12 protein-coding genes are annotated in these 14,347 nt (G+C 64.7%); 5 read left to right on the forward strand and 7 right to left on the reverse strand.

Annotated elements, in window-relative coordinates:
* Window positions 1-51 precede the first annotated feature (51 nt).
* A complete protein-coding gene (locus tag SE92_RS14880; protein ID WP_063196446.1) occupies window positions 52-1,029 on the reverse strand; it encodes a magnesium transporter CorA family protein in 978 nt (325 codons plus the stop codon).
* 337 nt (window positions 1,030-1,366) lie between these two features.
* Here SE92_RS14880 and SE92_RS14885 point away from each other — a divergent pair, with 337 nt between their 5' ends.
* Complete coding sequence (locus tag SE92_RS14885; RefSeq protein WP_063196447.1) at window positions 1,367-2,053, forward strand: L,D-transpeptidase; 687 nt, start codon at window positions 1,367-1,369, stop codon at window positions 2,051-2,053.
* Window positions 2,054-2,089: 36 nt separating this feature from the next.
* Here the strand turns inward: SE92_RS14885 and SE92_RS14890 are convergent, their stop codons facing one another.
* The gene (locus SE92_RS14890) at window positions 2,090-3,202 is read right to left on the reverse strand and encodes an extensin family protein (RefSeq protein ID WP_063196448.1); all 1,113 of its coding nucleotides are present in this window, start codon (window positions 3,200-3,202) and stop codon (window positions 2,090-2,092) included.
* Window positions 3,203-3,266: 64 nt separating this feature from the next.
* Between SE92_RS14890 and SE92_RS14895 the strand changes: the two genes are divergently transcribed.
* Window positions 3,267-4,895: a fatty-acid--CoA ligase gene (locus tag SE92_RS14895; protein WP_063196449.1), complete on the forward strand. Its 1,629-nt coding sequence runs from the start codon at window positions 3,267-3,269 to the stop codon at window positions 4,893-4,895.
* Between the two features lie 278 nt (window positions 4,896-5,173).
* The gene (locus tag SE92_RS14900; RefSeq protein ID WP_063196450.1) at window positions 5,174-6,028 is read left to right on the forward strand and encodes a DUF1499 domain-containing protein; all 855 of its coding nucleotides are present in this window, start codon (window positions 5,174-5,176) and stop codon (window positions 6,026-6,028) included.
* A gap of 119 nt (window positions 6,029-6,147) precedes the next feature.
* On the opposite strand, the gene SE92_RS14905 is transcribed toward SE92_RS14900, so the two are convergent.
* The 4 genes from SE92_RS14905 to SE92_RS14920 all read right to left on the reverse strand — a co-directional run bounded on the left by SE92_RS14905 (window position 6,148) and on the right by SE92_RS14920 (window position 11,565).
* Window positions 6,148-7,071: an MBL fold metallo-hydrolase gene (locus SE92_RS14905; RefSeq protein WP_063196451.1), complete on the reverse strand. Its 924-nt coding sequence runs from the start codon at window positions 7,069-7,071 to the stop codon at window positions 6,148-6,150.
* A gap of 169 nt (window positions 7,072-7,240) precedes the next feature.
* The gene (locus tag SE92_RS14910) at window positions 7,241-8,455 is read right to left on the reverse strand and encodes an acyl-CoA dehydrogenase (protein ID WP_063196452.1); all 1,215 of its coding nucleotides are present in this window, start codon (window positions 8,453-8,455) and stop codon (window positions 7,241-7,243) included.
* A 130-nt stretch (window positions 8,456-8,585) separates the two neighbouring features.
* A complete protein-coding gene (gene ribB / locus SE92_RS14915) occupies window positions 8,586-9,662 on the reverse strand; it encodes a 3,4-dihydroxy-2-butanone-4-phosphate synthase (protein WP_063196453.1) in 1,077 nt (358 codons plus the stop codon).
* Between the two features lie 172 nt (window positions 9,663-9,834).
* Window positions 9,835-11,565: a cation:proton antiporter domain-containing protein gene (locus SE92_RS14920; RefSeq protein ID WP_063196454.1), complete on the reverse strand. Its 1,731-nt coding sequence runs from the start codon at window positions 11,563-11,565 to the stop codon at window positions 9,835-9,837.
* Window positions 11,566-11,632: 67 nt separating this feature from the next.
* Here SE92_RS14920 and SE92_RS14925 point away from each other — a divergent pair, with 67 nt between their 5' ends.
* On the forward strand, window positions 11,633-12,160 hold the full coding sequence (locus tag SE92_RS14925) for a DUF3124 domain-containing protein (protein ID WP_063196455.1): 528 nt from the start codon (window positions 11,633-11,635) through the stop codon (window positions 12,158-12,160).
* 86 nt (window positions 12,161-12,246) lie between these two features.
* Window positions 12,247-13,479: an aminotransferase-like domain-containing protein gene (locus SE92_RS14930; protein WP_063196456.1), complete on the forward strand. Its 1,233-nt coding sequence runs from the start codon at window positions 12,247-12,249 to the stop codon at window positions 13,477-13,479.
* A 9-nt stretch (window positions 13,480-13,488) separates the two neighbouring features.
* Here the strand turns inward: SE92_RS14930 and hpaD are convergent, their stop codons facing one another.
* Entirely contained in the window at window positions 13,489-14,343 is an 855-nt protein-coding gene (gene hpaD / locus SE92_RS14935; RefSeq protein ID WP_063196457.1) for a 3,4-dihydroxyphenylacetate 2,3-dioxygenase, read from the reverse strand.
* Window positions 14,344-14,347 lie beyond the last annotated feature (4 nt).

Here is a 14,347-nt window from a genome sequence, read left to right on the forward strand (position 1 = left end):
CTGCGACACCAAGCGGGGTGTCTCTGCGAACGATGTAAGGTCTCGGTAGTATTACAACCACTTCTTCCACTTGAAGATCCAGTACGGGACGATGGCGGCGATCAGCATCATCACCAGCGCCATCGGATAGCCGTGCACCCATTCGAGTTCCGGCATCATCTTGAAGTTCATGCCGTAGATCGAGGCGATCAGCGTCGGCGGCATCAGGACGACGGCCATGACCGAGAACAGCTTGATGATGTTGTTCTGCTCGAGATTGACGACGCCGAGCATGGCGTCGAGCACGAAGGTGATCTTGTTGGAGAGATAGGAGGCGTGGTCGGTCAGTGATGCCACGTCACGCTGCATGGTCTTGAGCTGCTCGCGCATGTCCTTCGACCATTTCACGCCCTCCACCACCGCGGACAGGAACGTCACGACGCGGCCGATCGAGACCAGGCTCTCGCGAACCTTCGAGGTCAAATCGCCCTTGCGGCCGATCGAGATCAGGATCTGGGAATATCTCTTGGCCTGCCCGTGGCGCTCGCTCTCCGGCTCGAAGATGTCGTGGCTGACCTGGTCGATCTCGGCGCCGCATCGCTCCAGGATGTCGGCACAGCGATCGATGACGGCGTCCAGCAGCTCCATCAGCACGGCCTCGCCGGTGATGGACGGCGCGCAGGAGCGGGCGAACTTGGCCTCGACCAGGGCAAATGGCTTGGGCTGGTCGTAGCGCACCGTGACCAGGCGATGATCGGCGAGGATGAAGGTCACCGCCGTGGTCCTGGGCATGTCGGTATCGGAGTGGCACATCAGCGTCGCGGTCATGTAGCGCGCGCCATTCTCGATATAGAGGCGGCTGGAGATCTCGATCTCCTGCATGTCTTCCCGGGTCGGGATGGCGATGCCCGCGAGCCGCTCCACCGCCTTGTCCTCAGCCCCGCTAGGATTAACGAGATCGATCCAGACCGCGCTCTCCGGCAGCACCGTGAGGTCCTCGACGACCGCCTTCTTGAGGGAGGACTCGGAGGGAACAAAGACTGAAAACATGCACAACTCCAGAGACCCTGCGTCAGAATGACAGCCCTTAGCGCGATTCTGACAAGTTCACGATGACAAGCGGATTAACGAGGCGTTTCCATTTGTGGCGGCGCCATGTCCCAACTGTGGCACGGAATCGACAGTTCGGCGCTTCCGGCCCAAAAACCTTCACGCGGCCGCAAAACTTGCGGCAGAAAAGCCACAGCCACGGTCTTGCAGCGCGGGAAAAGGGCTTCAGTGCTGGAATTGTGGCAGATTTCAACGATAATGGGGATTAACGGAGTCGAGGAACTTGGGCGGTAAGCTCAAGGCTTCCGCACGGTATTGTTTTGATTGGAACCAAACCATGTCGTCGCTGAAAGTTAAGTTTGGGATTTTGGCCGCTGGCCTGATGCTATCGGGCTGCATGCAGGCCACGCATTTCGAGGCGACCGACACCAAGGCCTTCAAGCCGAAGGACAAGGAACTGCTCGCCAAGGTCCGGTACGAAAACACCCCGGTCGCTGAGCCGTTCCGCCGCGCCATCGTCGATTACCACCGCAAGGAAGCGCCGGGCTCGATCGTGGTCGATTCCGACAACCATTACCTCTATTACGTGCAGGAGGGCGGCAAGGCGATCCGCTACGGCATCACCGTTGGCGAAGAAGCCATGGCCTGGTCGGGCATCGCCAAGGTCGGCAGCAAGACCGAGTGGCCGGCATGGCACCCCACCCCCGGCGAAATTTCGCGCCTGGGCGTGCCGACCTATGTCGCGCCCGGTCCGGACAATCCGATGGGCTCCCGTGCGATCTACCTCTATTCCGGCGGGAAAGACACGTTGTTCCGCATCCACGGCACCAACCAGCCGGAATATATCGGCGCCTCGATCTCGTCGGGCTGCATCCGCCTGACCAACGAGGACGCGATCGATCTCTATGATCGCGTCAAGGTCGGCACGATCGTGGTCGTGCTCGAGCCGAAGCACGGCGACTCGCCCTACAATTCGCGGCTGGCGCTCGGCAGCAGCCAGACCGGCCAGGCGGGCAGCTACTGATCGCCTGCTGATCTCCGAGATCCAAAAGCGCCGGTATCACCGGCGCTTTTTTGTTGCCGGCTTGTGCGGCTGGGACTTGCCGGCATCGGCCGCCGGCTTCTCCGCAGTTGCTGGAGACTTCTCCGTCGCCTCGTCGTCAGTTCCATCCTTTCCGTCAGGCTTGGCCTCGGGCTTCGCGGCGACTTCGCGCGGCGGGGCCTCCTCGGGGCGTTCGGCCGGCAGCAGCGGAGCGACCTGCGGGAGCGGATCCCAGACGTTCCACTGGCAGATCCGATAGTCGTTGCGCCGCTGGGCGAGGTCGAGATGGATATGGTCCTCGTGGTACCAGTCCGAGCCCGGGCCGAGCACGGTGGAAAACCGCGCACAGACCGAGTGCAGCACGCGCTCGCGCACCTCGCGCGCCAGGGTGCGGTCGGTGAGGCCGATCGATTGCCCGTTGGCGAGCTTGATGGCGCGAACGTCGATCGCATTGGCCTTGCCGTGCTCCGACAGCATCGCGCCAACGACGCGGTTGCGGCCGCGGCACTCGAACGAATCGAAATTGTCGAGTTCGCCAATGGTCGAGCCGAGGCTGGAGGCCAGCGGCACCATGTCCTTGCGCAGCCAATCGGCGATCGCGGACGCCATGGTGCAGCGGAGAATCGCCGCCGGCTTGACCGTCACCTTGCGCTTGTCCGGCAGCACGACGGCTTCCAGCCGCACCAGATCCTCGCCGCCGCAGGCGCCGGGGCCGCGGATGTCGGGAATTGAGGGCGCGATCGCGATCTCCTCGGTCAGCGCGAGGCGGCAGGCCGAGACGGGCTTCTGGGGCGCCGGCGCAGCCTCGGCGGGCTTGTCGGCGCCGCGCTTGTCGGGGGATGCCTTGTCTGCAGAAGGCTTGCCGTCAGCGTCCGGCGGAGCCTCGTCCGATGCTTTGGGCGCCTCCTCGGGGCGGGGGCGCGGCAGTGGGATCTTGGCGGAATGAACCGCCGCGCGCGGCCGTGGTGCGGCGATACCGAAGATATCCAGCGGAGACGTCGATTTTCGCGCCTCTGCCCGCTCGGAAAGCACGAGCGACAGGCCGAGCGCAGCGGTAACCATTGCCGCGCCAGCGGACATATAGCCGCGACAAGACCATTTGCGGCGAAAGTCCGGCAGGCTAAAACTCATGGCAATCTTTGGCCCAACGCTGAGAGCGACAACGCGCCCAGCGACTTCTCGGAGGAACGTCGGAATGCTTGGTTTGATGCAAGATTGGCCCCTGCTCTGCCACCGGATCATCGAACATGCTGCCAGAATTCATGGCAAGCAGGAGGTGGTCACACGCTCGGTCGAGGGACCGATCCACCGCACCAATTACGCCGAGATCCACAAGCGCGCGCTCAAGGTCTCGCAGATGCTGGACCGCGAGGGCATCAAGCTCGGCGACCGTGTCGCGACGATTGCCTGGAATACCTGGCGCCACCTCGAGGTGTGGTACGGCATCATGGGGATCGGCGCCATCTGCCATACCGTCAATCCCCGCCTTTTCCCCGAGCAGATCGCCTGGATCATCAACCATGCGCAGGACCGCATCGTGATGACCGACATCACCTTCGTTCCGGTCCTGGAGAAGATCGCCGACAAGCTGACGAGCGTGGAGCGCTACGTCGTGCTGACCGACAAGGCGCACATGCCGCAGACCACGCTGAAGAACGTCGTGGCCTACGAGGACTGGATTGCGGAGGCCGACGGCAAATTCAAATGGAAGGACTTTGACGAGAACACGGCGGCCGCGATGTGCTACACGTCCGGCACGACGGGCGACCCCAAGGGTGTGCTGTATTCGCATCGCTCCAACGTGCTGCATGCGCTAATGGCCAACAATGTCGACGCCCTCGGGACCAGCGCGTCCGAGACAATGCTGCCGGTGGTTCCGCTGTTCCATGCCAACAGCTGGGGCATCGCCTTCTCCGCCCCCTCGCAGGGCACCAAGCTGGTCATGCCCGGCGCCAAGCTCGACGGCGCCTCGGTCTACGAGCTGCTCTCGACCGAGAAGGTGACGCACACCGCCGGCGTGCCGACGGTGTGGCTGATGCTGCTCCAGCACATGGCGGCCAACAATCTCAAGCTGCCTGACCTGAAGATGGTGATCTGCGGCGGCTCGGCGATGCCGCGCTCGATGATCAAGGCGTTCCTCGACATGGGCTCGAACGTGCGTCACGCCTGGGGCATGACCGAGATGAGCCCGATCGGCAGCGTCGCGGCGCTGAAGCCGCCGTTCCAGAACGCCACCGGAGATGCCAGGCTCGACGTGCTGCAGATGCAGGGCTACGCGCCCTTCGCGGTCGAGATGAAGATCACCGACGATGCCGGCAAGGAGCTGCCCTGGGACGGCAAGACCTTCGGCCGCCTCAAGGTCTCCGGGCCCGCGGTGGCCAAGGCCTATTACCGCGTCGACAGCAACATTCTCGACGAGGACGGCTTCTTCGACACCGGCGACGTCTCGACCATCGACGAGGACGGCTACATGCGGATCACCGACCGCTCCAAGGACGTCATCAAGTCCGGCGGCGAGTGGATCTCCTCGATCGACCTCGAAAATCTCGCGGTCGGCCATCCGGCCGTAGCGGAAGCCGCCGTGATCGGCGTGTTCCACCCCAAATGGGATGAGCGTCCGCTCCTGATCGTGCAGCTCAAGCAGGGCCAGCAGGCGACCCGTGAGGAGATCCTGAAATACATGGACGGCAAGATCGCCAAATGGTGGATGCCCGACGACGTTGCCTTCGTCGAGGGGATTCCGCACACCGCCACCGGCAAGATCCTAAAGACGGCGCTACGCGACCAGTTCAGGGATTATCGCTTCCCGAACGCGGCGGCGTAAGGCGCGGTGCCAACCCTCCCCTGGAGGGGGAGGGTCGGCTCACATGAAGCGAAGCGCAATGTGAGACGGGGTGGGGTGATCTCTCCACGCAGGCACCGCCGCGGTGGAGAAACTGTCACCCCACCCCGCTCGCGCTTCGCGCGATCGACCCTCCCCCTCCAGGGGAGGGTAAGAGAGCGTGGACTGCCCTTGAATTTGCCCCCGCGCCGTGGTCTCAACGGCCCATCGTCGCGCCAGATCGGCCGGCATCGCCCCAAAATCCCGGCAGAGCTCACTCGATGGCCCGCAGGTTTTCCGCTCCCTATCAGTCGGAGCCCGTGTCCAGCCTCGCGAGCTGGGCGCGCAATCTGGCCGTGTTCGCCGTGGTGGCGGTGGTGGTGTCGGTCATCATCGTCCGCTTCGATTTCCTGGAGCCAAAGCCGGCGCTTGCGACCTTCTTCGGCGGGCTCGCAATCGCCGGCCTCTCGATCCTGTTCGGGCTCCTAGGCTTTGCCGCGATCTGGCAGAACGGCTCGCGCGGCATGGCGCGCATCCTGATCGCCTTCCTGATCGACGGGGCGATCCTCGCCTATCCCGCCTATCTGGCCTTGCAATATCGCAAGCTGCCGGCGATCCACGACATCACCACCGACGCGATCGACCCGCCCCGTTTCGAAGCGCTGGCGCGCCTGCGCACCGGCGAGGGCACCAATCCCGCAGTCTATGCCGGCCTCTATTCGGCGGAGCAGCAGCGCCACTTCTATCCCGATATCGAGCCCGTCGAGCTCGAGATTTCCGTCGACCGCGCCTATGCGATCGCGCTCCAGCTCGTCAACAAGCGTAAATGGATCGTCATCGACGAGCGCGCCCCGCAGCCGCCGCGCCGCATCGGCCGCATCGAGGCGGTGGCGCGCACGCCGATCATGGGGTTTCGCGAGGACGTTTCGATCAGGTTCGTGGCGGACGGCGATGATTCCCGCGTCGATATCCGCTCGGCCTCGCGCAATTTCGACAGCGATCTCGGCAGCAACGCCGCGCGGGTCAAGAAGTTCATCGACGACCTCAACACCGCCGCCGACGCCGACGCACTCAAGCCGGTGAAGAAGACGCCGGTGACACCGCCAAAGGCGCCGGCGAAGACGGTGAAGAAGTAGCCTCGACCGTCGTTCCGGGGCGGTCCGCAGGACCGAGCCCGGAATCCATCGGGCCGCAGCGTTGGTGGATGAATGGATTCCGGGCTCGATGCTTCGCATCGCCCCGGAATGACACCGAGCTAGGCGCCCGCCATCCTGTACGTCCCGCCTATCACGGGATCGCCATCCGTCGCCACGATACCGCGGGCAACCAAATCTTCCAGGTGCGCCAGCACGGAATAGCCGGCGGCTGTCGTCAGCCTCGGATCGATCCCGATATAGATCGCACGCACCATGGTCGGGATGTCGGTCTCGCCCTTGGCGAGGCGGTGCAGGATCGAGGCCTCGCGCGCCTTGCGGTGGCGGATCAGGAAGCGCACGAAGCGCGGGCCGTCGGGAATCTCCGGGCCGTGGCCGGAGAAATAGAGGTCCTCCTCGCGCGCGGCAAGCCGGTCGAGCGAGTCCATATAGTCGATCATCGAGCCGTCGGGCGGCGCCACGATCGAGGTCGACCAGCCCATCACGTGGTCGCCGACGAAGTTGAACTTCCGCTCCGGCCAGGCGAAGGCCAGATGATTGGCAGTGTGGCCGGGCGTCGCGACGGCCTCGAGCCGCCAGCCGTCGCCTTCGACGACATCGCCATGGGCGATCCTGATGTCGGGCTCGAAATCGCGATCGGAGCCGGATTCCGGGTTGTGCTTCTCGCTCTCGAAACGCGGACGTGAGGCCCGGTGCGGGCCTTCGGCATAAACCGGCGCGCCCGTCGCCTGCTTGATGCGCGCCGTGTTCGGCGAATGGTCGCGATGGGTGTGGGTAACGAAAATATGGCTCACCGTCTCGCCGCGCACGGCATCGAGCAGCGCAGCCGCATGGGCTTCGTCATCCGGGCCGGGATCGATGATCGCGACATTGCCGGTGCCGACGATGTAGCTGACCGTGCCGGTGAAGGTGAACGGGCTCGGATTGTTGCAGAGCACGCGGCGCACGCCGGGGCGGACTTCCTCGACGATGCCGGCTTTCAGCGGAAAGTTGCGGTTGAACGGGACGTCGTCATTGTCGGACATGGCTTGCTCATAACCTTGCTGACTTCGTCATGCCCGGCCTTGTGCCGGGCATCCACGTTCTTCGCGTGTCCTAGAACGTGGATGGCCGGGACATCCAGCGCGAAGACGCGCTTCGCGCTTTTGCCCGGCCATGGCGTCGAAGAGTTCGCCTGCCCCGTACCCTGCGAGCTCAGAAAAACGCCTGAATGCCCGTGATGGCGCGGCCGAGGATCAGGGCGTGGACGTCGTGGGTGCCCTCGTAGGTGTTGACCGTCTCGAGGTTATGGACGTGGCGCATCACGTGGTACTCGATCGAGATGCCGTTGCCGCCGTGCATGTCGCGGGCGACACGGGCGATGTCGAGGGCCTTGCCGCAATTGTTGCGCTTCATGATCGAGATCATCTCGGGCGCGAACTTGCCCTCGTCCATAAGGCGGCCGACGCGAAGCGAGCCCTGCAGGCCGAGCGCGATCTCGGTCTGCATGTCGGCGAGCTTCTTCTGCACCAGCTGGGTCGCGGCCAGCGGCCTGCCGAACTGCTTGCGATCGAGCGTGTACTGGCGGGCGCGATGCATGCAGTCCTCGGCGGCGCCGAGCACGCCCCAGGAGATGCCGTAGCGGGCGCGGTTGAGGCAACCGAACGGCCCCTTGAGGCCCGAGACGTTGGGCAGCAGCGCGTCTTCGGGAACCACGACGCCGTCCATCACGACCTCGCCGGTGATCGAGGCGCGAAGCGAGAGCTTGCCGCCGATCTTCGGCGCGGAGAGACCCTTCATGCCCTTCTCCAGCACGAAACCGCGGATCTGGTTGTCGTGCGCGGCCGACTTGGCCCAGACCACGAACACGTCGGCGATCGGCGCGTTCGAGATCCACATCTTGCTGCCGGTGAGGCGATAGCCGTCCGCGACCTTCTCGGCGCGCGTCTTCATGCCGGCCGGGTCGGAGCCGGCGTCGGGCTCGGTCAGGCCGAAGCAGCCGACCCACTCGCCGCTGGCGAGCTTCGGCAGGTACTTCTTGCGCTGGTTCTCGTCGCCGTAAGCGTAGATCGGGTACATCACCAGCGAGGACTGCACCGAGTTCATCGAGCGATAGCCGGAATCGACCCGCTCGATCTCGCGCGCGACGAGGCCGTAGGCCACGTAGCTCGCATTGGCGCAGCCATATTCCTCGGGCAGCGTGATGCCGATCAGGCCGAGTTCGCCCATCTCGTTGAAGATCTCGCGGTCGGTCTTCTCTTCGAGATAGGCCTTGGTGACGCGCGGCAGCAGCTTGTCCTGGGCATAGGCGCGGGCGGTGTCACGCACCATACGCTCGTCTTCGGTGAGCTGCTCGTCGAGCAGGAATGGATCGTCCCACTGGAAAGAAGCCGCAGCCGGCTTGTCCTTGGCCTGAGGGCGCACGCTCATGAAACGTCCTTTCGTCTGGTTCCGTCAAAATTTGCCCGACAAAGTAAAGCGCCGCGGCAACAAGTGCAATTGCGTTGCAGATGGATGGATCTGCGTGAATCCCGGGGACGCGCGCCCCGGAATGACGGCGCTAGCTCTCGAGCTGCTCGTTGGCGACGATCTCGATGCCGAAGCCCGACAAGCCTTTGTAGTCGTGGACCGAAGAGGTGAGATGCCGGATCGAGGTGACGCCGAGATCGCGCAGGATCTGCGCGCCGACGCCGACCTCGCGCCACTGGCGGTTGCGGTCGGCCTCCGTCGCCGACTCGTCCGGCAGCGCCGCCACGGGGACACCGGCCGCACCGTCGCGCAAATAGACCAGCACCCCACGGCCCGATTTCTTGAAATGCTCGAGCACCGCCGCCATGCGCTTGTGCCCGGTGAAGATGTCCTTGACGATGTTCGGCTTGTGGAAGCGCGTCAGCACGTTCTTGCCGTCGCCGACGCCGTTGTAGACGAACGCGACGTGGGCGATGGAATCGAACGGCGAGCGGTAGGCATAGCCCTGCAAGGGTCCGATCGGGCTTTCGGTGACGAAGGTCGAGACCCGCTCGATCAGCTTCTCGCGCGCCTGGCGGTAGGCGATCATGTCCGCGATGGTGACGTGCTTGAGCTTATGCTGGGCGGCGAAGCGGGCGACCTGCTCGCCCTTCATCACGCTGCCATCGTCGTTCATCAATTCGCTGATGACGCCGACCGGCGGCAGCCCGGAGAGCTTGCAGAGGTCGACGGCGGCCTCGGTATGGCCCGAGCGCAGCAACACGCCGCCGTCCTTGGCGATCAGCGGGAAGATGTGGCCGGGACGGGCGAAGTCGTTGGCGCCGACATTGGGATTGGCGAGCGCACGGCAGCACGAGGCGCGCTCCTCGGCGGAAATCCCGGTGCCGCCATCGGGCTTGTAGTCGATCGACACCGTGAACGCGGTGGTGTGCGCGGAATCGTTATGGGCGACCATCGGATCGAGCCGCAGACGGCGGGCGTCCTCGGCGGTGACAGGCGCGCAGACGATGCCTGAGGTGTGGCGGATGATGAACGCCATCTTCTCGGCCGTGCAGAGCGAGGCGGCGACGATCAAATCCCCCTCGCCTTCGCGGTCGTCGTCGTCGGTAACGACCACGAGCTCACCCCGGGCAAAGGCCTGCAAGACTTCCTGAACGCTATCGGGCATGTCCCAATCTCTATCGGTTATGCCGGGAGGCTTAGCCGGACTTGAGCCGGGGCGCTAGTGTCCTGGACGCAACCGCATATTCCGGGCGGCGGGCCATCCGGAGGCCGGCTTGCACCGAAGATACCAGGGATATAGGCGCAAGACCGCCGGGGAGGAAGGCGGCCGGCCGTTCTCAGGGCAACACTTCGCGGCGCTCGCCGAGCCGCTGATCGAGTTCGGCGCGCTTGTCGGCCAGAAGGCCGGCCTGGGCGGCTTCGATCACCGTGAACAGCTCGTGGGCATCGCTGAGCCGGGTCACGGTGACGTAGCTGGCGCCGGCCTCGTAGAGCGCGCCGACATCGGCCAGCAGGTCGGCCGTGGCCACGATCAAGGCGGTCGGATTGAGCGCGCGGACGTGGCGAACCAGCTTCTCGTTGGTGGCGCCCTTCAGCAGCGAATCCGGCACGCTGAGGATGATCATCTCGGACTTGCCGATGCCGGCATGGAGCAGCGTATCGACATTGCTGATGTCGCCGTAGATCACGTGCAGGCCGCGCGAAAGCAGGGTCTGGTACACATTCGGGTTGAAGTCGACCACGGTGATCTGCTCGAGCAGCACCGGCGCCTGCCGCTCGATCTCGGCGAGCAGGGCGCTCGCCGCACGGAAAAAGCCGAGGATGACGATGCGGCGAGCCTCGCCATGGCCGCCCTCGTGCCCCTCCTCGCCGTGGCCGTTGCCGTGGTCGAGGTCGCGCAGGCCAATCCGCTTCAGGGGGCCGATCGCCCAGCGGGTGATCTCGTCGCTGCGGCTCATCGCGAAGGTCGAGAGCACGGCGAGCACCACGAAGGCGAAGGAGACCGCGTTCGCCGTCTGCGCCGCGATATGGTGATCGTTGACGCCGGTCTGGATCACCACCAGCGAGAACTCGGAGATCTGCGCGAGATTCAGCGCCGGCAGCAGGCTGGCGCGCAGGCCCTGCTTCATCAGATAAAGCGGCGTGAAGGTGGTGACGAGGCGGCTGACCACCGTGAAGGCCGCGATCATCAGCGCCAGCCCGATCACGGAGAGGCCGGGCACGGGAATGGTCATGCCGAGCGCGACGAAGAACAGGGTGATGAAGAAGTCGCGCAGCGTGGTGACCTTGGCGGTGACGTCGAGCGCGTAGGGAAAGGTCGAGAGCGAGACGCCGGCGATTAGCGCGCCCATCTCGCGCGACAGCGACAGCCGCTCGGCGGTCTCGGCGACGAGAAAGCACCAGGCCAGCGCGCCGAGCAGGATCAGCTCGGGGCGGCGTGCGATCTGGTGGAACAGGCGCGGCAGCACGTAGCGGCTGACCAGCAACGCGGCGGCGACCAGCACCGCGACGCGGCCGATCGAGAGCAGGATGACGCTGGCTTGCAGATTGGCAAGGCTCGGTTGCACGGCCAGGAACAGGATCGCGAAGATGTCCTGGAGCACCAGCACGCCGAGCGTGATGCGCCCCGGCAGCGTGTCGAGCTCGCGCTTCTCGTAGAGCACCTTGACGATGATGACGGTGCTCGACAGCGCGCAGGCGACGCAGAGATAGACCGCATCGAAATGCCCGCCGCCGAGCGACAGGCCGATGCCGACGAAGAACAGGACCCCGAGCAGGCAGCCCCCCAGCAGTTGGCCGCCCGCCGCGAACAGGATCACCTTTCCGGCCCGCACGATCTTCTTCAGGTCGATCTCCAGGCCGATCATGAACAGCATGAAGATCAGGCCGAGCTCGGAGATGACGCCAATCGATTCCTGCGAATGGACCCAGCCGGTGCCGAATGGACCTATGCAGAAGCCGGCGATAAGATAGGCCAGGATCAGCGGCTGCCGGGAGAAATGGGCGAGCAGGCCCAGCATCCAGGCAAAAAGAATACAGAGAGTGATGTCGCGAATGAGCTCGTGCATACCAAATTGGTCCGTTTTGCCGCACCCTAGAGCCGGGTTGCGGCGCGGCAAGCGAGCAATTCGTCACATGCAGAGAGAGCTTTTCGCAGCAATGCTGCTATGCCCCCTCGCCTTTGCCGGTCCCGCTGCCGCGCAATCCAAGGTCAATATTGAACAGAACTTTGCCGATTCCCTCACCGCGATGCCGAAGGAGGAACTTGCCGTCTCCGGCGGGTTCTACGTGCCCGCCTATTCCAGCGTCGCAATGAGCCAAGGCAAGCTGCGCGTCGACTTCTCGGTGACCTTGAGTGTTCACAACGCCTCCGAGACGCAAGCACTGGTGATCAAACGCATCGCCTATTTCGACACCGCAGGCAAGCAGGTCGAGACCTACCTGAAGGGTCAGGTGGCCCTGAAGCCGCTGGCGACCGTCTCGATCTTCATTCCGACCGACGACGTACGCGGCGGCACCGGCGCCAATTTCCTGGTCGACTGGGCCGCCACCGGCGAGATCGCCGAGCCCGTGGTCGAGGCCCTGATGGTTGGCGGCGTCGCCAATGCGCATTACGCTTTCATCAGCCAGGGCCGCCCGACCCGGACGGTCACAACGAAGTAAGGCCGTCCAGCCCGGACGGCCAGGACAAAAGGCGGGCCGGTGCAACGCCGGCCGGCTCAACAAAAAACAGAAACGAGGAACGCCCCATGACGTCCAGCTTCGATTTCGCGCCCCTGTTTCCAGCAGGGCTGCCGGCCCCCTCTGCGCGCTGGACGGGCCTTGCCAAATACAGCTTTGTGGGCGGCAACAACGATTCCGAGCAGGTGCCGCTCGACGAGCTGATCGAAGCGACCAACGCGGTGCTACGGCGCGAGGGACGCTCGCTCGCCACTTACGGGCTGGCGCATGGGCCGCAGGGCTATCTTCCCTTGCGCGAATTCCTGGTGACGAAACTCAAGCGCGATGCCGGCATCTCCTGCACCGTCGACGATCTCATGATCGTCTCCGGCTCGCTCCAGGCACTCGACCTCGTCAACGCGACGCTGCTGAGCCGCGGCGACACCGTGATCTTCGAGCAGGACAGTTATCAGGGCTCGCTGACCCGCCTGGCGCGGCTCGGCGTCAACGTCGTCGGCGTCCCCCTCGACAAGGACGGCATGCGCATGGACGCGCTGGCGACGACGCTGGCCGATCTGAAGAGCCGCGGCATCCGTCCGAAATACATTTACACCATCCCGACCGTGCACAACCCGACGGGCAGCATCATGCCGGAGAGCCGCCGCGCTGAACTGGTGCGGCTCGCGACCGAATATGGCGTGCCCATCTTCGAGGACGATTGCTATGCCGACCTCGTGTGGTCGGGACAGCGGCCACCGGCGATCTACGCGATGAGCTCCGGCGGCGGGGTGATCCATATCGGCTCGTTCTCCAAATCGATCGCGCCGGCGCTGCGCGTCGGCTTCATCGTGGCGCCCTGGGAGGTGATGTCGCGGATGCTGGCGCTGAAGACGGATGCGGGCTCCGGCGCGCTGGAGCAGATGGTGCTCGCCGCTTATTGCAAGCCGCATTTTTCAAGCCACGTGCCGGCCCTGACCAAGGCGCTGCGCACCAAGCTCGACACGCTGATGGAAGCCCTGAACGAGCAGTTCGGCACCGCCGCCGAATTCGAGGAGCCCAAGGGCGGCATCTTCCTCTGGGTCAAGCTGCCCGACCAGGTCGATACGCTGAAGCTGTATCAGGCTGCGCTCGCCGCAGGGGTCTCGATCAATCCGGGTCCGGAATGGTCGACCAACAAGAGCCATTCCAGCTCGCGGCTGCGGCTTTGCTTTGCAAGTCCGACGCATCAGCAAATCCGCGAGGGCGTCGCCGTATTGGCCGAGGTCTGCCGCAAGGAGTTCGGCGTGCCCGCCCGCAGCGCCAATGTGGAGAAACGAGCCTGAGCCGCGGCCTCAGGCTTCGACGTGAAATTCCACGTTGACCTGCCCGGATCCGGACGAGGGAAAATAGTCGCACAGCTGCTCGGCAGCACCGCGATAATCGGTCCAGCCGAGCGCGGCGAACAGCATGATGGTGTCGGCCATGCCGCCTTCGCCGTTGCACTTGGTGGCGTAGTCCGGGAGCATGTCGAGGAATTCGCGGTAGCGGCGGCTCTGCCACAACTCGAGCACGCGCAAATCGACCTGGCGGTTGAATTCGCTGGCGACCGAGGTCCACGCCTCGGGGCCGAGCTTCTTGTTCGGCCAGAGCCGATGCGAGAGCGAGCCGCTGGCGAGCACGGCGACACGCTCGCCGGATTGGTCGATCGCACGGCGGGTCGCCTCACCGAGGATCCGGCTCTCCTCGAATGAGGTGAACAGCGGCGAGGCGACCGAGACGACCTTCGCAAAGCCGTCCGGGTTCATGTAGTGCATCGGCACGACGGTGCCGTATTCGAGCCCGAGGCTGGCCACCTGATGGGCGATCACGTTCAGGCCCGCGTCCCCTGCCCTGTTTGCGATGGCTTCGGCCAGGCGCGTGTCACCCGGCAAATCGTAGCGCAGATCCTGGATCATGTGCGGGGCCTCATGGCTCGTGAACGAGCCGCGATGCCGCGCATTGGCATTGATGTGGTAGCCGAAATTGGAGAGCCAGTGGGTGTCGAACACCACGAAGCAGGTGACGCCGCGCTCCTTTGCCCGCCGCCCGAGCTCGCGCAAGGAATTGACCGCCGGCTCGCGTGCGTCGCGTAACGGGCTGCCGGGTTGCTCCGACAGCATCAAGGATGGGACGTGGGTGACCTTGGCGGCGAGTACGAGCTGCCCCATGGCG

Origin of the sequence: Bradyrhizobium sp. AT1 (assembly GCF_001590795.1) — a bacterium.
GTDB lineage: Bacteria > Pseudomonadota > Alphaproteobacteria > Rhizobiales > Xanthobacteraceae > Bradyrhizobium.

Coding starts and splice junctions, on each gene's coding strand:
- SE92_RS14885 (WP_063196447.1), top strand. CDS start 1,367: ATGTCGTCGCTGAAAGTTAAGTTTGGGATTTTGGCCGCTGGCCTGATG.
- SE92_RS14920 (WP_063196454.1), bottom strand. CDS start 11,565: ATGCACGAGCTCATTCGCGACATCACTCTCTGTATTCTTTTTGCCTGG.
- SE92_RS14900 (WP_063196450.1), top strand. CDS start 5,174: ATGGCCCGCAGGTTTTCCGCTCCCTATCAGTCGGAGCCCGTGTCCAGC.
- SE92_RS14880 (WP_063196446.1), bottom strand. CDS start 1,029: ATGTTTTCAGTCTTTGTTCCCTCCGAGTCCTCCCTCAAGAAGGCGGTC.
- SE92_RS14930 (WP_063196456.1), top strand. CDS start 12,247: ATGACGTCCAGCTTCGATTTCGCGCCCCTGTTTCCAGCAGGGCTGCCG.
- SE92_RS14925 (WP_063196455.1), top strand. CDS start 11,633: ATGCAGAGAGAGCTTTTCGCAGCAATGCTGCTATGCCCCCTCGCCTTT.
- SE92_RS14890 (WP_063196448.1), bottom strand. CDS start 3,202: ATGAGTTTTAGCCTGCCGGACTTTCGCCGCAAATGGTCTTGTCGCGGC.
- ribB (WP_063196453.1), bottom strand. CDS start 9,662: ATGCCCGATAGCGTTCAGGAAGTCTTGCAGGCCTTTGCCCGGGGTGAG.
- hpaD (WP_063196457.1), bottom strand. CDS start 14,343: ATGGGGCAGCTCGTACTCGCCGCCAAGGTCACCCACGTCCCATCCTTG.
- SE92_RS14910 (WP_063196452.1), bottom strand. CDS start 8,455: ATGAGCGTGCGCCCTCAGGCCAAGGACAAGCCGGCTGCGGCTTCTTTC.
- SE92_RS14905 (WP_063196451.1), bottom strand. CDS start 7,071: ATGTCCGACAATGACGACGTCCCGTTCAACCGCAACTTTCCGCTGAAA.
- SE92_RS14895 (WP_063196449.1), top strand. CDS start 3,267: ATGCTTGGTTTGATGCAAGATTGGCCCCTGCTCTGCCACCGGATCATC.